The organism is Streptomyces sp. P9-2 (assembly GCF_051903975.1).
GTDB lineage: Bacteria > Actinomycetota > Actinomycetes > Streptomycetales > Streptomycetaceae > Streptomyces > Streptomyces cellulosae.
The window spans coordinates 1,187,493-1,203,471 of record NZ_CP192633.1 but is presented as its reverse complement, the minus strand read 5'-3'; the positions used below and the strand labels follow the sequence as shown (position 1 = coordinate 1,203,471).

General features: G+C 72.5%; 16 protein-coding genes. 8 read left to right on the top strand and 8 right to left on the bottom strand.

The features are described from left to right. The first annotated feature begins 136 nt into the window (after positions 1-136). Positions 137-475 carry a transcriptional regulator WblA gene (gene wblA, locus ACQY0Z_RS05615; protein ID WP_019527064.1) on the top strand — a complete coding sequence of 113 codons (339 nt, stop codon included), beginning with the start codon at positions 137-139 and terminating at the stop codon, positions 473-475. A 184-nt stretch (positions 476-659) separates the two neighbouring features. Here wblA and ACQY0Z_RS05610 read toward each other — a convergent pair whose 3' ends face one another. Then, complete coding sequence (locus tag ACQY0Z_RS05610) at positions 660-2,054, bottom strand: ArsA family ATPase (RefSeq protein ID WP_439811913.1); 1,395 nt, start codon at positions 2,052-2,054, stop codon at positions 660-662. Positions 2,055-2,139: 85 nt separating this feature from the next. Next, positions 2,140-3,117 (bottom strand): ArsA family ATPase, encoded by a 978-nt coding sequence (locus tag ACQY0Z_RS05605; protein WP_254587016.1) that lies wholly within the window; start codon positions 3,115-3,117, stop codon positions 2,140-2,142. Positions 3,118-3,244: 127 nt separating this feature from the next. On the opposite strand from ACQY0Z_RS05605, the gene ACQY0Z_RS05600 reads away from it, so the two are divergent. The 4 genes from ACQY0Z_RS05600 to ACQY0Z_RS05585 all read left to right on the top strand — a co-directional run bounded on the left by ACQY0Z_RS05600 (position 3,245) and on the right by ACQY0Z_RS05585 (position 6,013). Next, a complete protein-coding gene (locus ACQY0Z_RS05600; RefSeq protein WP_003975360.1) occupies positions 3,245-3,406 on the top strand; it encodes a DUF4177 domain-containing protein in 162 nt (53 codons plus the stop codon). Then, positions 3,403-3,873 carry a RidA family protein gene (locus ACQY0Z_RS05595; RefSeq protein WP_048456988.1) on the top strand — a complete coding sequence of 157 codons (471 nt, stop codon included), beginning with the start codon at positions 3,403-3,405 and terminating at the stop codon, positions 3,871-3,873. The genes ACQY0Z_RS05600 and ACQY0Z_RS05595 overlap by 4 nt, the downstream gene beginning before the upstream one ends. 431 nt (positions 3,874-4,304) lie before the next feature. Next, entirely contained in the window at positions 4,305-5,186 is an 882-nt protein-coding gene (locus ACQY0Z_RS05590; RefSeq protein ID WP_189897526.1) for an NUDIX hydrolase, read from the top strand. Next, positions 5,183-6,013: an MBL fold metallo-hydrolase gene (locus ACQY0Z_RS05585; protein ID WP_189897525.1), complete on the top strand. Its 831-nt coding sequence runs from the start codon at positions 5,183-5,185 to the stop codon at positions 6,011-6,013. Before ACQY0Z_RS05590 ends, ACQY0Z_RS05585 begins: the two co-directional genes overlap by 4 nt. 59 nt (positions 6,014-6,072) lie before the next feature. On the opposite strand, the gene ACQY0Z_RS05580 is transcribed toward ACQY0Z_RS05585, so the two are convergent. After that, positions 6,073-6,747 (bottom strand): Crp/Fnr family transcriptional regulator, encoded by a 675-nt coding sequence (locus ACQY0Z_RS05580; protein WP_006132548.1) that lies wholly within the window; start codon positions 6,745-6,747, stop codon positions 6,073-6,075. Positions 6,748-6,999: 252 nt separating this feature from the next. Between ACQY0Z_RS05580 and nth the strand changes: the two genes are divergently transcribed. From nth to ACQY0Z_RS05565, 3 genes are all read left to right on the top strand, one after another. Further along, entirely contained in the window at positions 7,000-8,151 is a 1,152-nt protein-coding gene (gene nth / locus ACQY0Z_RS05575) for an endonuclease III (RefSeq protein ID WP_439811912.1), read from the top strand. Between the two features lie 91 nt (positions 8,152-8,242). Continuing rightward, positions 8,243-8,938, top strand: a complete 696-nt coding sequence (locus ACQY0Z_RS05570; protein ID WP_189897521.1) for an NUDIX domain-containing protein — start codon at positions 8,243-8,245, stop codon at positions 8,936-8,938. A 45-nt stretch (positions 8,939-8,983) separates the two neighbouring features. Beyond that, a complete protein-coding gene (locus tag ACQY0Z_RS05565; protein ID WP_189897519.1) occupies positions 8,984-10,183 on the top strand; it encodes a MarP family serine protease in 1,200 nt (399 codons plus the stop codon). Between the two features lie 52 nt (positions 10,184-10,235). Here the strand turns inward: ACQY0Z_RS05565 and ACQY0Z_RS05560 are convergent, their stop codons facing one another. The 5 genes from ACQY0Z_RS05560 to acs form a co-directional block, all read right to left on the bottom strand. Then, entirely contained in the window at positions 10,236-10,418 is a 183-nt protein-coding gene (locus ACQY0Z_RS05560) for a hypothetical protein (RefSeq protein WP_078492825.1), read from the bottom strand. Positions 10,419-10,606: 188 nt separating this feature from the next. After that, positions 10,607-11,557 carry an alpha/beta fold hydrolase gene (locus ACQY0Z_RS05555; protein WP_189897517.1) on the bottom strand — a complete coding sequence of 317 codons (951 nt, stop codon included), beginning with the start codon at positions 11,555-11,557 and terminating at the stop codon, positions 10,607-10,609. After that, positions 11,554-12,042 carry a phage holin family protein gene (locus ACQY0Z_RS05550; protein ID WP_347225873.1) on the bottom strand — a complete coding sequence of 163 codons (489 nt, stop codon included), beginning with the start codon at positions 12,040-12,042 and terminating at the stop codon, positions 11,554-11,556. Before ACQY0Z_RS05550 ends, ACQY0Z_RS05555 begins: the two co-directional genes overlap by 4 nt. 86 nt (positions 12,043-12,128) lie before the next feature. Further along, a complete protein-coding gene (gene nhaA / locus ACQY0Z_RS05545) occupies positions 12,129-13,565 on the bottom strand; it encodes a Na+/H+ antiporter NhaA (RefSeq protein WP_439811911.1) in 1,437 nt (478 codons plus the stop codon). A gap of 282 nt (positions 13,566-13,847) precedes the next feature. Further along, positions 13,848-15,803: an acetate--CoA ligase gene (gene acs / locus ACQY0Z_RS05540; RefSeq protein ID WP_347225874.1), complete on the bottom strand. Its 1,956-nt coding sequence runs from the start codon at positions 15,801-15,803 to the stop codon at positions 13,848-13,850. Positions 15,804-15,979: the final 176 nt, after the last annotated feature.

The following is a 15,979-nucleotide window of genomic DNA, read 5'->3' as shown; positions in this document are numbered from 1 at the left end:
CCGTTCGGACCATTCAAGATTGGGCCCGCTGGGGGTGTTGCGCTGTGCCCACCTTCCGTAACGTCCTCAACTGGCGGCGGTGAATATGCCGCTGCCGCCGTGGGGGAGCCTCGATTCGGGAGAGGACGGCGCCGGTATGGGCTGGGTTACCGACTGGAGTGCGCAGGCTGCCTGCCGCACTACCGATCCGGATGAACTGTTCGTTCAAGGAGCAGCGCAGAACAGGGCCAAGGCGGTGTGCACCGGCTGCCCGGTGCGCACGGAGTGCCTGGCGGACGCGCTGGACAACCGCGTCGAGTTCGGCGTGTGGGGAGGCATGACGGAGCGCGAGCGCCGTGCGCTGCTGCGCCGGCGGCCCACCGTGACCTCCTGGCGTCGGCTGCTGGAGACCGCGCGCTCGGAGTACGAGCGCGGCACGGGCGTCGTGCCGCTCAACGACGACCAGGTCTACGAGGACTACGCCGCGGTGAGCTGAGAGCTCTCGGTGAGGGCTCTCGGGGGGTCCTCGGCGTGCCCGGTCCCGTGACCGGGCCCACGCGGTTCACCTTCGGCGGTGGGCGGTAGTCCGGGTGGTCCCGGGGCGCCTTGTCGTGCGCGGGGGCGCCCCTGTTGGGCGGGGGCGTACACGCGCACGCCCAACAGGCGTACCCGCGCGCCCCTCACGCCGTACCCGGCAGCTCCGTGCCCCCGGCGGCCAGCCGCTCGCCGATGTCGCGCAGGCCCGCGAGGTCGTGGACGTCGCCGGGCAGGGCGGCCACCTCGGTCATCGCCACCTCGGGGTGGAGCGCCGTGAAGCGGTCACGCGTGCGCCGCTCGCGCTCGAGCAACTGCATGCGCTCCGCGTGCAGCCTCAGCAGACCGGCGGTGAGACGCTCCACCGAGCGCTCGCCGTCCGGCGCGGTGGGTTCGGTCGATTCAGTCGGTCCGTCCTCGGGAGCCGCGCCCTCGGCGTCCTCGGTGGCGGGGGAGCCTCCGTCGGTGACGTTACGCGCGGGTGATTCTGAACTGCCGTACGTGTCGGGAGAGTTACGAAGTCCAGCTTTCCCGTCCGGCTGATCCACAATGCGGGAGTCCTCAAGATTTTCCGCGGCGGCCAGCGCCCGCTCCGCCGACAGCCGGCCGGCCCCGCTGCCGTGCACCCGGTTCAGCACCAGGCCCGCCAGCGGCATGTCCTCCGCGGCCAGCCGCTCCACGAAGTACGCGGCCTCCCGCAGCGCGTCCCGCTCGGGCGCCGCGACGACGAGGAACGCCGTGCCCGGCGCCTGGAGCAGCTTGTACGTGGCGTCCGCGCGCGTCCGGAACCCGCCGAACATGGAGTCCATCGCCGCCACGAACGTCTGCACGTCCCGCAGCAGCTGACCGCCGAGCACCTTGCCGAGCGCGCCGGTCATCATCGACATCCCGACGTTCAGGAACTTCATCCCCGCCCGGCCGCCCATCTTCGCCGGCGCCAGCAGCACCCGGATCAGCTTGCCGTCGAGGAAGGAGCCGAGCCGCTTGGGCGCGTCCAGGAAGTCCAGCGCGGAACGCGACGGCGGGGTGTCGACCACGATCAGGTCCCACTCGTCCCGCGAGCGCAGCTGCCCCAGCTTCTCCATCGCCATGTACTCCTGTGTGCCGGCGAAGCCCGCGGAGAGCGACTGGTAGAAGGGGTTGCCCAGAATCGCGGCGGCCCGCTCGGGGTCCGCGTGCGCCTCGACGATCTCGTCGAAGGTGCGCTTCATGTCGAGCATCATGGCGTGCAGTTCGCCGCCCGCGGAGTCGTCGATGCCCTTCACCCGGCGCGGGGTGTTGTCGAGGGAGTCGATGCCCATGGACTGGGCGAGCCGGCGCGCCGGGTCGATGGTGAGGACCACCACCTTGCGGCCCCGCTCCGCCGCCCGCAGGCCCAGCGCCGCGGCCGTGGTCGTCTTGCCGACTCCGCCCGAGCCGCAGCACACCACGATCCGGGTGTCCGGGTTCTCGATCAGCGGATCGATCTCCAGCGCGCGGGCGGGCGAGAGGTGCTCACGGACCGGGTCCTGGTCCTGCGCCGGTTCCGGACGACGGCTCATGACATCCCCTGCTTCCGGTGGGTCCGACTCGTGACGGGGGCGACGCGGTGGCGCGGGTGACGGTCCGAGGAACGGGTGTGGCCGCTCATGACACGCCCTGCCCGCGCAGCTTCCGCGCCAGCGCGTACAGCCCGGCCAGGTCCATCCCCTCGGCCAGCAGCGGGAGTTCGTGCAGCGGCACGCCCAGGTCGGCCAGCACGGCCCGCTGCTCGGTCTCCAGCGCGTACCGCTCGGCGTACTCCTCCGCCTGCGCGAGCAGCGGCTCCACCAGCCGCTCCGCGTGCCCGCCGCGCCGTGCGCCGCCGAGCCCGGCCGAGGACAGCGTGCGCGCCACGGCGGAACGGGGGACGCTCCCGACGAGTTCCAGGTCGGCGGCGTCCAGCACCTGCGGCCGCACCATGTTCACGATGACCCGCCCCACCGGCAGCCGGGCCGCGCGCAGTTCCGCGATGCCGTCCGCGGTCTCCTGGACCGGCATCTCCTCCAGCAGGGAGACCAGGTGCACGGCCGTCTCCGGCGACTTCAGCACGCGCATGACGGCCTGCGCCTGATTGTGTATCGGGCCGATCTTGGCGAGCCCGGCCACCTCGTCGTTGACGTTGAGGAAGCGGGTGATGCGGCCGGTCGGCGGGGCGTCCATCACGACGTAGTCGTAGACGAACCGGCCGCCGCGGTCCTTGCGCCGCACCGCCTCGCACGCCTTGCCGGTGAGCAGTACGTCCCGTACGCCGGGGGCGATGGTGGTGGCGAAGTCGATCGCGCCGAGCTTGCGCAGGGCGCGGCCGGCGCTGCCGAGCTTGTAGAACATCTGGAGGTAGTCCAGAAGGGCCAGTTCGGGGTCGATGGCGAGGGCGAACACCTCCCCGCCCCCGGGAGCGACGGCGATCTTCCGCTCCTCGTACGGCAGCGCCTGCGTCTCGAAGAGCTGCGCGATGCCCTGCCGGCCCTCGACCTCGACGAGAAGCGTCCGCTTCCCCTCCTCGGCCAGGGCCAGCGCCAGAGCGGCGGCCACCGTGGTCTTGCCGGTTCCGCCCTTGCCACTCACGACCTGGAGCCTGCTCACGCCTTCGAGCCTAAATGCTCACCGCGCGTGGCGGCGGCTCCGGGTGATGTTCCCGCCTCCGTGTGCCGTCCGGCCGGGGGTGACGGCGACGCGGGCGGCGGGCGCGGCAGCGGCTAGAGTCGGCCGCATGACCAAGTGGGAATACGCGACTGTGCCGCTGCTCGTCCACGCGACGAAGCAGATTCTGGACACCTGGGGCGAGGACGGCTGGGAGCTCGTCCAGGTCGTGCCCGGGCCGAACAACCCCGAGCAGCTGGTGGCCTACCTGAAGCGCGAGAAGCAGGCATGAGCGGCGTCGTCGAGTCGCGGCTGGCCGAGCTGGGCCTGAGCCTGCCCGAGGTCGTCCCGCCGCTCGCCTCCTACCAGCCCGCCGTCGTCTCCGGCCGGTACGTGTTCACCTCCGGTCAGCTGCCGATGGTGGACGGCAAGCTGCCGGTGACCGGCAAGGTCGGCGCGGAGGTCACCCCCGAGGAGGCCAAGGACCTGGCCCGCACCTGCGCGCTGAACGCGCTCGCCGCGGTCAAGTCCGTCGCCGGTGACCTGGACCGCGTCGCGCGCGTGGTGAAGGTCGTCGGCTTCGTCGCCTCCGCCGCGGACTTCACCGGCCAGCCGGCCGTCGTCAACGGCGCCAGCGAACTCCTGGGGGAGGTGCTCGGCGACAAGGGCGTGCACGCCCGCAGCGCGGTCGGCGTCGCGGTCCTGCCGCTGGACGCGCCGGTCGAGGTCGAGATGCAGGTGGAACTCACGGAGGCCTGACCCTCCGGGCGGCCGCCCCCGGATGTCCTCCGGGCCACGCTCCCGCCGTCGCCGTACGCCGCCCCGGCCGGCCCCGCGCCTGCCGGGGCGCGGTGCGTTCGGCCTCCGGCGGGGCGTGGGCTCGGGTGCCCCACTCGTCGGGGCGAGGGCGGTCGTCCCGAGCCGTCCGGCCGCCAGGGTCCCTGCCGGCGGGCCCGGGCTGTCGGGCCGCCGCCCCGTCAGGGGCCGTTCGCTGTTGCGGGCAGAGGACGATCGCCCGGTCCTCGGAGGTGCACCCGCTGTCTCCCGCCCGGCCGCCCCACCGGTCGCGGTTACCTCGGCGGCCCGGTTGCCCGGACCATGAGTGTGCCCCCGGCCCGCCGGGCCACCCCGCGTCGCCTCCGTCCCCAGGGGCACTCGAACATCCGGGCGTCTCGGGATAGCCTCCGGCCATGGCGAATGCGCAGGCTGGGGGGCAGTGGTACCCGCCGGAGTGGCCCGGGCGGATCAGAGCGCTGGCGAGCGGTGAACTCACACCTGTCGCGCCGAAACGGGCGGCCACCGTCATGCTCCTCAAGGACACCGGCGCCGGGCCCGCCGTGCACATGCTGCGCCGCCGTACGTCCATGGCGTTCGCGGGCGGCGCGTACGCCTATCCCGGCGGCGGCGTCGACCCGCGCGACGACGAGCGGCACGTCCGCTGGGCCGGGCCCTCGCTCGACTGGTGGGCCGACCGGCTCGGCGTGGACCGCGCCGGCGCCCAGGCGATCGTCTGCGCGGCCGTGCGGGAGACGTACGAGGAGGCCGGCGTGCTCCTCGCGGGCCCCGCCCCGGACGCCGTCGTCGGCGACACCACCGGCGCGGACTGGGAGGCGGACCGCGCCGCGCTCGTCGCGCGCGAGCTGTCCTTCGCGGAGTTCCTCGACCGGCGCGGCCTGGTGCTGCGCTCCGACCTGCTGGGCGCCTGGACCCGCTGGATCACCCCCGAGTTCGAGCCGCGCCGCTACGACACCTGGTTCTTCGTCGCCGCCCTCCCCGAGGGCCAGCGCACCCGCAACGCCTCCACGGAGGCCGACCGCACGGTGTGGATCACCCCGCGCGAGGCGGCCGACGGCTACGACCGGGGCGAACTGCTGATGATGCCCCCGACGATCGCGACCCTGCGCCAGCTCACCGCGTACGGCACGGCCGCGGAGGCGCTCGACGCGGCGCCCGCGCGGGACCTCACGCCGGTGCTGGCCACCGCGCGCCTGGTGGACGGCGAGATCGTCCTCGCCTGGCCGGGGCACGACGAGTTCACCAAGCACATCCCGACCGGGGGAGCCCCCGCATGACGGACGCCACCGCCCTGCCCGGCCAGCCGCGCGGCGGGGTCCTCTCCGGTCCCGCGACCGCGCGGGCCGTCAACGTGCTCGCCCCGAACCCCTCGGCGATGACGCTGGACGGCACGAACACCTGGATCCTGTCCGAGCCGGACTCCGGACTCGCCGTCGTCGTCGACCCGGGTCCGCTGGACGACGGGCACCTGCGGCACGTCGTCGCGACCGCCGAGCAGGCCGGGAAGCGGGTCGCCCTCACCCTGCTGACGCACGGTCATCCCGACCACGCCGAGGGCGCCGCCCGGTTCGCCGAGCTGACCGGCACCAAGGTGCGCGCCCTGGACCCGGCGCTGCGCCTCGGCGACGAAGGGCTGGCCGCCGGGGACGTCGTCACCGTCGGCGGCCTGGAGCTGCGCGTCGTGCCGGCGCCCGGGCACACCGCCGACTCCCTGTGCTTCCACCTCCCGGCGGACCAGGCGGTCCTCACCGGCGACACCGTGCTGGGACGCGGCACGACCGTCGTCGCCCACCCCGACGGGCGCCTCGGCGACTACCTGGACACCCTGCGCCGGCTCAGGTCCCTCACTGTCGACGACGGCGTCCACACGGTCCTGCCGGGACACGGGCCGGTGCTGGACGACGCCCAGGGCGCCGTCGAGTACTATCTCGCCCACCGCGCCCACCGGCTCGCCCAGGTGGAGACGGCCGTCGAGGACGGCCACCGCACTCCCGCCGAGGTCGTCGCCCACGTCTACGCCGACGTGGACCGCTCCCTGTGGCCGGCCGCGGAACTCTCCGTACGGGCCCAGCTGGAGTACCTGAAGGAGCACGGGATCATCTGACGGAACGGCCGCGCCCCCACAGCCGGAGCCGTGGGGGCGCGGGGAAGCCGTGCGGCGCGTCAGCGGGAGCGCTTGGCGAGCCGCTCCACGTCCAGCAGGATCACCGCGCGGGCCTCGAGCCGCAGCCAGCCGCGCTGGGCGAAGTCCGCCAGGGCCTTGTTGACCGTCTCGCGGGACGCGCCGACCAGCTGGGCCAGCTCCTCCTGCGTGAGGTCGTGCACCACGTGGATGCCCTCCTCCGACTGCACGCCGAAGCGGCGGGAGAGGTCCAGCAGGGCGCGCGCGACACGGCCCGGGACGTCGGAGAAGACCAGGTCGGACATGGCGTCGTTGGTCTTGCGCAGGCGGCGGGCGACGGCGCGCAGCAGCGCCGTGGCCACCTCGGGGCGGGCGCTCAGCCAGGGCGTCAGGTCGCCGTGGCCCAGGCCCAGCAGCTTCACCTCCGTGAGCGCCGTGGCGGTCGCCGTGCGCGGACCCGGGTCGAAGAGGGACAGCTCACCGATCAGCTCGCCCGGGCCGACCACGGCCAGCATGTTCTCGCGGCCGTCGGGGGAGGTGCGGTGCAGCTTCACCTTGCCCTCGGTGACCACGTACAGGCGGTCGCCCGGGTCTCCCTCGTGGAACAGTGAGTCGCCCCTCGCCAGGGTCACCTCACTCATGGAGGCGCGAAGCTCCGCGGCCTGCTCGTCATCGAGCGCCGCGAAAAGCGGGTTCCGCCGCAGAACGTCGTCCACGAGTTCTCTCCTATTCGACCTGCTCAGGGGATCTTGGTTCCCCTGCGTGCCAGGGGACCGTGGTTCCCATTTTGCCGGACCGTCCAAACAGTGTGATCTGTCACAAGGATGCCGCACAGGTCGGCCGGGGTATGCGGCAGGGGTCCAATTGGACGCCGATCTTCTGGGTCCGGGGCGGATGTCCGTGCCGGGTCGTAGGCTGGCCGGGTGTCCAAATCGCCGGTGAGAGCACAGGCCGAGGGGGCTGCGCGGGTGAGTGCAGAACGCGATTCCGCTGTGGGCGAACAGGTCTCCGATGGCGGTAGGAAGACGGCGAAGAAGGCCGCGCCCGCCAAAAAGGCTGCGCCCGCCAAGAAGACGGCGAAGAAGACCGCGCCCGCCAAGAAGGCGGCGCCCGCCAAGAAGGCCGCGCCCATGAAGAAGGCGGCTGCCAAGAAGCCCGCTGCCAAGAAGTCCGCCGCGGATGCGAAGGCGCCTGCCGCGAAGAAGGCCGCCGCCAAGAAGGCTCCCGCCAAGTCCTCCGCCGCGGTCAAGAAGGCCCCCGCCCCCAAGAAGCAGGTCGTCGCGCCCAAGAAGGCGACCGTCTCCGTCCCCGCCGCCCCGGCGAAGACGGTCGCCGCGCACCCGCAGGGCGAGTCCCGTACGGCGCTGGTGCGGCGGGCGCGCCGTATCAACCGGGAGCTCGCCGAGGTGTACCCGTACGCCCACCCCGAGCTGGACTTCGAGAACCCCTTCCAACTCGTCGTCGCCACCGTGCTGTCGGCCCAGACCACCGACCTGCGCGTCAACCAGACGACCCCCGCGCTGTTCGCGAAGTACCCCACCCCCGAGGACCTGGCGGCCGCCAACCCGGAGGAGGTGGAGGAGATCCTCCGCCCCACCGGCTTCTTCCGCGCCAAGACCAAGTCGGTCATCGGCCTGTCGAAGGCGCTGGTGGAGCAGTTCGGCGGGGAGGTGCCGGACCGGCTGGAGGACCTGGTCAAGCTGCCCGGGGTGGGCCGCAAGACCGCGTTCGTCGTGCTCGGCAACGCCTTCGGCCGCCCCGGCATCACCGTCGACACCCACTTCCAGCGCCTGGTGCGCCGCTGGAAGTGGACCGACGAGACCGACCCGGACAAGATCGAGGCGGCGGTCGGCGCGCTGTTCCCGAAGAGCGAGTGGACGGACCTGTCCCACCACGTCATCTGGCACGGCCGCCGCATCTGCCACGCCCGCAAGCCCGCCTGCGGCGCCTGCCCGATCACCCATCTCTGCCCGTCGTACGGCGAGGGCGAGACGGACCCGGAGAAGGCCAAGAAGCTGCTGAAGTACGAGAAGGCCGGGCAGCCGGGCCAGCGGCTGAAGCCCCCGCAGGCCTACCTGGACGCGGGCGGCAAACCGGCCCCGCCGCTGGGGGCCGGATGAGGGCAGGCCGGGGGCCCCTGCGCCGCGCGGAACGATCTCGGGAGCGTCGCGCGTTGCACCCGTGGGACGAGGCCGGACGACGGGGGTGGGCATGACGCGCGCGAGCGGGACGCAGGGCGGTCCGGTGGCCCTGAGCAGGGACGGGCTGCCCGAGTGGCTGGACCCGGTGGTCCGCGCCGCCGAGACGGTCCGGCCCACGCAGCTGAGCCGCTTCCTGCCGCCGCGGGACGGCTCGGGACGGCAGTCCGCCGTCCTCATCCTCTTCGGCGAGGGCGAGCGCGGCCCCGAGCTGCTGCTCATGGAGCGGGCCAGTTCGCTGCGCTCGCACGCCGGGCAGCCGTCCTTCCCGGGCGGCGCCCTCGACCCCGAGGACGGCGACCCGCAGGGCGAGGGACCGCTGCGGGCGGCGCTGCGCGAGGCCGAGGAGGAGACCGGGCTCGTCCCGTCCGGGGTGCAGCTGTTCGGCGTGCTGCCGAAGCTCTACATCCCCGTCAGCGGCTTCGTCGTGACGCCCGTGCTCGGCTGGTGGCGCGAGCCCAGCCCGGTCGGCGTCGTCGACCCGAACGAGACGGCCCGGGTGTTCACCGTGCCCGTGGCCGATCTCACCCACCCGGACAACCGTGCGACCGCGATCCACCCCAGTGGCTTCCACGGACCCGCATTCCTGGTCGAATCGGCCCTCGTGTGGGGGTTCACCGCGGGGGTCATCGACCGGTTGCTGCACTTCGCGGGCTGGGAGCGCCCCTGGGATCGGGAGAAGCGGGTCCCGCTGGACTGGAGGGCGTGACAGGGTGGGCGCCGTGCTGCGTAGGACGAGGCGAGGCTTGAATCGGTGAACGTGCTGGACATCCTGCTGCTGGTGGCAGCCGTGTGGTTCGCCGTGGTCGGCTTCCGACAGGGCTTCGTCGTCGGCATCCTGTCGGTGATCGGCTTCCTCGGGGGCGGTCTGGTCGCCGTCTACACGCTCCCCGTCATCTGGGACGCGCTGACGGACAACTCGGAGGTGGGCACCACCGCGGCCGTCGTGGCGGTCGTGGTCGTCATAGTGTGCGCCTCCGTCGGCCAGGCGCTGACCACCCATCTGGGCAACAAGCTGCGCCGGTACATCACCTGGTCCCCGGCCCGGGCGCTCGACGCCACCGGCGGGGCGCTCGTCAACGTCGTCGCGATGCTCCTGGTCGCCTGGCTGATCGGCTCCGCCCTCGCGGGGACGACGCTGCCGACGCTCGGCAAGGAGGTGCGCGGCTCCAAGGTGCTGCTCGGCGTGTCCCGCGCGCTGCCGGACCAGGCGGACATCTGGTTCGCCGACTTCTCGTCCGTCCTCGCGCAGAACGGCTTCCCGCAGGTCTTCAGCCCGTTCGCCAACGAGCCCATCACGGACGTCCGTCCGCCGGACCCGGCGCTCGCGGGCAGCCCCGTCGCCGACCGCGCGCAGCGCTCCATCGTCAAGGTGACGGGCACGGCGACGAGCTGCGGCAAGGTCCTCGAGGGCACCGGCTTCGTCTTCGACGACCGGCGCGTGATGACCAACGCCCATGTGGTGGGCGGCGTCGACGAACCGGTCGTGCAGATAGGCGGCGAGGGCCGTACGTACGACGCCACGGTCGTCCTGTACGACTGGAAGCGCGACATCGCCGTGCTCGATGTGCCCGACCTGGACGCGCCCGCGCTGCGGTTCGCGACGGAGGACGCGAGCAGCGGGGACAGCGCGATCGTCGCCGGCTTCCCGGAGAACGGCGCGTACGACGTCCGCGCGGCGCGGCTGCGGGGGCGCATCACGGCCAACGGCCCCGACATCTACCACCGCGGCACGGTGCGCCGCGACGTGTACTCGCTGTACGCGACGGTCCGTCAGGGCAACTCCGGGGGCCCGCTCCTCACCCCCCAGGGCGAGGTCTACGGCGTCATCTTCGCGAAGTCGCTGGACGACGCCCAGACGGGATACGCGCTGACCGTCGACGAGATCCGTGAGGACATCGCCAGGGGCCGCAGCGCCGCCCAGGAGGTGGACAGCGACAAGTGCGCGCTCTGAGCGGGAATCGAACCCGGGGCTGCCCGGACGTCAGGACCGGACGGACGGTCCGTCAGCCCCGCGGGTGACGGAGCCGGACCGACACCCAGCGCGCGCGGCGGCGGAGAATGCGCGGGATGCCGACCCTGAGATCCGTAGCTGCCATCTGTGGTGCACCGCCTCGCTGGTGGGAGCCCACACCGCTCGCCGAGCGGCGATTGCGGCTTGCGTCACTGTAGTCGTGCGTCCAGCCCATACCCCGACGTTTGCCCCTGCCCCAAGGTCCATAACCGCCTGAGGGGCCGCCAATTGGCCTATGCGCCAGGCAATTGGCGTTCGTAGGACAAGCGTTCAGCCGGAGGGGGGTGAACGGCACGGAACAGGGGCGCGAGCGGTACGGAACGCATCCGTCCGGTCACCGTCGGCTCCTCACGAGCACCGCCGTCACCGGTCCGGCTCGGGGTCCTTCAGCCAGTTGATCAGCTCGGTGGAGAAGGCCACCGGGTCCTCCTCGTGCGGGAAGTGCCCCAGCCCGTCGAACAGCCGCCAGCGGTACGGCGCTTCGACGTACTGCCCCGAGCCCGCCGCGCTGCGCGTGCGCACCACCGGGTCCAGGGAGCCGTGCAGATGCAGCGTCGGCACCCGCACCGGGCGCTTCATCCTGCGGTTGAACTGAATGCCGTCCGGGCGGGCCAGCGACCGCACCATCCACCGGTACGGCTCGATCGAGCAGTGCGCCGTGGACGGGATGCACATGGCCCGCCGGTAGTTCTCCAGGGCCTTCTCGTCGGGCGGCTGCGGCCCGGACCACTCCTGGATGAGCCGCGCCACCATGGCCCCGTCGTCCGCCGTGAGCCGGCGCTCCGGGATCCAGGGCCGCTGGAAGCCCCAGATGTGCGACTGGGCGGCCGTCTGCCGGGCGTCGGCGAGCATCGAGGAGCGCCAGCGCCGCGGGTGCGGCATCGAGGACACCGCGAGCCGCCGTACGAGCTTGGGGCGCATCGCGGCGGCCGTCCAGGCGAGGTAGCCGCCCAGGTCGTGGCCGACCAGTGCCGCGTCCGGCTCGCCCAGGGAGCGGATCACGCCGGTGATGTCCAGCGCGAGGTTGGCCGGGTCGTAGCCGCGCGGAGTGCGGTCGCTGCCGCCGACGCCCCGCAGGTCCATGGCGACGGCCCGGAACCCGGCGTCGGCGAGCGCCGTGAGCTGGTGCCGCCAGGTCCACCAGAACTGCGGGAAGCCGTGCAGCAGCAGCACCAGCGGGCCGTCGCCCAGCTCCGCGATGTGGAAGCGGGCGCCGTTGGCGGCGACGTCGCGGTGGACGAGGCCCGGGGCGTCCGGGAGGTCCAGGCGTACGACCGAGGCCGGCTGCGCCGAAGGAGTGGCGGGGTCCGTCATGAGGACGAGCGTGCCACAGCCTCGACGGCCTTGGGGCCACGGTGCTCGGGGAGGGCCGGACGCGGGTGCGGCTTGGCCTTCTGCAGCACGCCCGCCGTCTCCTTCATCGAGGCGGCGACCTTCTGCGGGCCGCGGCCCTTCTTGGCCTTCTTGGCGAAGACGACGCCGATGAGGGCGAGGAGGCCGGCGACGAGGCAGTTCGCCGCGAAGGACAGCAGGAAGCACACCGCCAGGTTCCAGCCGCTCCAGGTGCGGATGCCGTAGGCGAGCGCGAAGTTCAGCATGGGCAGGGAGAACAGCAGGAGCACGCCCGCCGCCATGAACGCGCCGCCGCTGGTCGCCCCCCGCTTCACGTCCTGCCTGAGCTGCGCCTTCGCCAGCGCGATCTCGTCGTGCACCAGCGCGGACATCTCCGCCGTCGCCGTGGCGAACAGCTGGCCGATGCTGCGTTCGGCGCCGACCGGGCTGCCGTCGGGTGCGCTCATCGCGGTCTCCCTCTTCTCCGTACGCCTCGCGTACGTCCGTCGTGCCTGCGCGGGACGGTCCTGTTCTTTTGTACCGTCTCGTCAGATCATGCCGGACCGTCGTCCCGATCGCCTGCCCCGCCCGGCACTTGTGCAAGCGCGTCTCGCGCGGCGGCCTTCTCCCGGGCGAGCCGGCGGTGCTCGGCGGCCTTCCTCTCCAGGATCTCGGCCATGCGGAGGTGGTACTCCGGGTCGTCCTGTTCGTAGACGTCCGGGACGCCGTCGAGGTCCTCGTCCCGCTCCTCCTCCTCGGCCAGCTTGCGGTACTTGGCGTTGCGGATCTTCAGCAGCACGGTCGCCAGCAAGGTGGCGATCAGCGAACCGGTGAGGACGGCGGCCTTCACACTGCCGGCCATCGTCGCGTCCTCCTCGAAGGCCAGTTCGCCGATCAGGAGCGACACGGTGAAACCGATGCCGGCGAGCGTGGCCACCGCGAACACGTCGGCCCAGGCGAGGTCGTCACTGAGCGAGGCGCGGGTGAACCGGGCGGTCAGCCAGGTGCCGCCGAAGATGCCGAGCGTCTTGCCGACGACCAGGCCGAGGACGACGCCGAGCGTCTCGGGCTGCGTGAACACCTTGCCGAGCGCGTCCCCGGAGACCGCGACACCGGCGCTGAACAGGGCGAACAGCGGGACCGCGAGACCCGCCGACAGGGGACGGACACGGTGCTCGATCTGCTCGCCGGGGGAGTGCTCCTCTCCCTCCTCGCGGTGGCAGCGCAGCATCAGGCCCATGGCGACACCGGCGATGGTGGCGTGGATGCCGCTGTTGTACATCAGCCCCCAGATCACCAGGGCCAGCGGCACGTACACGTACCAGCCGCGCACCCGCCTGCGCAGCAGCAGCCAGAAGACGGCCAGACCGGCGACGGCGCCGCCGAGCGCCGCGAAGTTCAGCTGCTCGGTGAAGAAGACCGCGATGATCAGGATCGCGAACAGGTCGTCGACGACCGCGAGGGTGAGCAGGAAGGCGCGCAGGGCGCTGGGCAGCGAGGTGCCGATGACGGCGAGGACGGCCAGCGCGAACGCGATGTCGGTGGCGGTGGGCACCGCCCAGCCGGCGAGGGAGCCGCCGCCCGCTCCGCTGGTGAGCGTGTAGACCAGCGCGGGCGCGATCATCCCGCACAGGGCGGCGACGACGGGCAGGGCCGCGGCCTTGGGGTCGCGCAGGTCGCCGGCGACCAGTTCCCGCTTGAGCTCGACGCCGGCGACGAAGAAGAAGATCGCGAGGAGGCCGTCGGCCGCCCAGTGCGCGACGGAGAGGTTCAGTCCGAGCGACTCGGGGCCGAAGTGCCAGTGGCTGACGGTCTCGTAGCTGTCGCCCAGCGCGGGTATGTTCGCCCAGACCAGCGCGGCGACGGCGGCGAGCAGCAGCAGGACGCCCCCGACGGTCTCGGTGCGCAGGGCCTCCGCGACGAAGTTCCGCTCGGGCAGCGACAGAAGGCCGAGGGCCTTGCGGGGAGTGGGGGTGCGGGGGGCACTCACGGGCGTTTCCTCCGGTCGTAGGGCAGCACGAATCGTGTGCCGACCAGACTTCCCGGCGCTCCATGGGACAGCGTGTTTCCGCCCTCGAGCCTAACCAACGGCCCTGCGGCCCGCACCAGCGGCTTCGACGTGGCCCGCCTCACAGGACGCCCGGGCCCAGGGACGAGAAACCGCCCGTGCCCCCACGAGCGGGGGCACGGGCGGTCGAGGCACCCGGCCGGGCGGGCGGAAGGCGGACCGGGGCCCGTCCGCTCCCGCCCGCGCGCGGCCGGGACGCCGGGGTCAGTCCTCGCTGGGCGCGGCCGGAAGCTTCGCCTGGATGAGGTCCATGACCGTGGAGTCGGTCAGCGTGGTGACGTCCCCGAGCTGGCGGTTCTCGGCGACGTCCCGCAGCAGACGCCGCATGATCTTGCCGGAGCGGGTCTTCGGCAGCTCGGCCACCGGCAGGATCCGCTGCGGCTTGGCGATCGGGCCGAGCGTGGCGCCCACGTGGTTGCGCAGCTCGCCGACGAGGTCCTCGGTCTCCGCGGCCGTGCCGCGCAGGATGACGAAGGCGACGATGGCCTGGCCGGTCGTCTCGTCCGTGGCGCCCACCACGGCCGCCTCGGCGACCGACGGGTGGGAGACCAGCGCGGACTCGACCTCCGTGGTGGAGATGTTGTGGCCGGACACCAGCATCACGTCGTCGACCCGGCCGAGCAGCCAGATGTCGCCGTCGTCGTCCTTCTTCGCGCCGTCACCGGCGAAGTACTTGCCCTCGAAGCGCGACCAGTAGGTGTCGATGAACCGCTGGTCGTCGCCCCAGATGGTCCGCAGCATCGACGGCCACGGCTCGGTCAGCACCAGGTAGCCGCCACCGCCGTCGGGCACCTCGTTCGCCTCGTCGTCCACGACCGTGGCGGAGATGCCGGGCAGCGGGGTCTGGGCGGAGCCCGGCTTGGCGGAGGTCACGCCCGGCAGCGGGGAGATCATGATGCCGCCGGTCTCGGTCTGCCACCAGGTGTCGACGACCGGGGTGCGGTCCGCGCCGATGTTCTTGCGGTACCAGATCCATGCCTCGGGGTTGATCGGCTCGCCGACGGAGCCGAGCACCCGCAGCGACGACAGGTCGAACTTGGCGGGGATGTCGTCGCCCCACTTCATGAACGTCCGGATCGCGGTGGGCGCCGTGTAGAGGATCGTCACGCCGTACTTCTGGACGATCTCCCAGAAGCGGCCCTGGTGGGGCGTGTCCGGCGTGCCCTCGTACATGACCTGCGTGGCGCCGTTGGCGAGCGGCCCGTAGACGATGTACGAGTGCCCGGTGACCCAGCCGACGTCGGCCGTGCACCAGTACACGTCGGTCTCCGGCTTGAGGTCGAACACCGCCCAGTGGGTGTACGACGTCTGGGTCAGGTAGCCGCCGGAGGTGTGCAGGATGCCCTTCGGCTTACCGGTGGTGCCCGAGGTGTAGAGGATGAACAGCGGGTGCTCGGCGCCGAACGCCTCCGGGGTGTGCTCGCTGCTCTGGCGGTCCACCGCGTCGTGCCACCACACGTCGCGGCCCTCGGTCCAGGCGACGTCCTGGCCGGTGCGGCGGACGACGAGGACGTGCTCCACGTTCTCCACGCGGCTGACGGCCTCGTCCACGGCCGGCTTCAGGGCGGAGGGCTTGCCGCGCCGGTAGCCGCCGTCGGCGGTGATGACGACCCGCGCGTCGGCGTCCTGGATGCGGGTGGCGAGCGCGTCCGCCGAGAAGCCGCCGAAGACGACCGAGTGCGCGGCGCCGATGCGGGCGCAGGCCAGCATCGCGACGGCGGTCTCCGGGATCATCGGCATGTAGACGGCGACCCGGTCGCCCTTGCGGACACCCAGCTCCAGCAGGGCGTTGGCGGCCTTGGAGACCTCGTCCTTGAGCTGGGCGTAGGTGATGGCGCGGCTGTCGCCCGGCTCGCCCTCGAAGTGGATCGCGACCCGGTCGCCGTGCCCGGCCTCGACGTGCCGGTCGACGCAGTTGTAGGCGACGTTGAGCTCGCCGTCCTGGAACCACTTGGCGAACGGCGGGTTCGACCAGTCGAGGGTCTCGGTGGGCTCCTTGGCCCAGGTCAGCCGGCGGGCCTGCTCGGCCCAGAAGCCGAGCCTGTCAGCCTTGGCCTGTTCATACGCCTCCGCGGTGACGTTGGCGTTCGCGGCCAGGTCGGCGGGGGGTGCGAAGCGTCGCTCCTCCTTCAGGAGGTTGGCCAGGCTTTCATTGCTCACGGCATCTGCCTTTCCCAGGGTGTCCGTTGTGTCCCAGGCCACAGCTCATCAGACCTGGGGGTACGCTGACAAGGGGCGACGGGAAATTGGTTTAGACCTGTCGGGGCTCCTGTCGTGCGGCCGCCGACACCCCTTCCCACGGCGCGGGGGGCAACCCGGTTCAAGTGGTGTAACGC

What these genes read in the sequence shown, in the direction of transcription:
- wblA (WP_019527064.1), top strand. Translation starts at nt 137, where the DNA reads ATGGGCTGGGTTACCGACTGGAGTGCGCAGGCTGCCTGCCGCACTACC.
- ACQY0Z_RS05610 (WP_439811913.1), bottom strand. Translation starts at nt 2,054, where the DNA reads ATGAGCCGTCGTCCGGAACCGGCGCAGGACCAGGACCCGGTCCGTGAG.
- ACQY0Z_RS05600 (WP_003975360.1), top strand. Translation starts at nt 3,245, where the DNA reads ATGACCAAGTGGGAATACGCGACTGTGCCGCTGCTCGTCCACGCGACG.
- ACQY0Z_RS05595 (WP_048456988.1), top strand. Translation starts at nt 3,403, where the DNA reads ATGAGCGGCGTCGTCGAGTCGCGGCTGGCCGAGCTGGGCCTGAGCCTG.
- ACQY0Z_RS05590 (WP_189897526.1), top strand. Translation starts at nt 4,305, where the DNA reads ATGGCGAATGCGCAGGCTGGGGGGCAGTGGTACCCGCCGGAGTGGCCC.
- ACQY0Z_RS05585 (WP_189897525.1), top strand. Translation starts at nt 5,183, where the DNA reads ATGACGGACGCCACCGCCCTGCCCGGCCAGCCGCGCGGCGGGGTCCTC.
- ACQY0Z_RS05570 (WP_189897521.1), top strand. Translation starts at nt 8,243, where the DNA reads ATGACGCGCGCGAGCGGGACGCAGGGCGGTCCGGTGGCCCTGAGCAGG.
- ACQY0Z_RS05560 (WP_078492825.1), bottom strand. Translation starts at nt 10,418, where the DNA reads ATGGGCTGGACGCACGACTACAGTGACGCAAGCCGCAATCGCCGCTCG.
- ACQY0Z_RS05555 (WP_189897517.1), bottom strand. Translation starts at nt 11,557, where the DNA reads ATGACGGACCCCGCCACTCCTTCGGCGCAGCCGGCCTCGGTCGTACGC.
- ACQY0Z_RS05550 (WP_347225873.1), bottom strand. Translation starts at nt 12,042, where the DNA reads ATGAGCGCACCCGACGGCAGCCCGGTCGGCGCCGAACGCAGCATCGGC.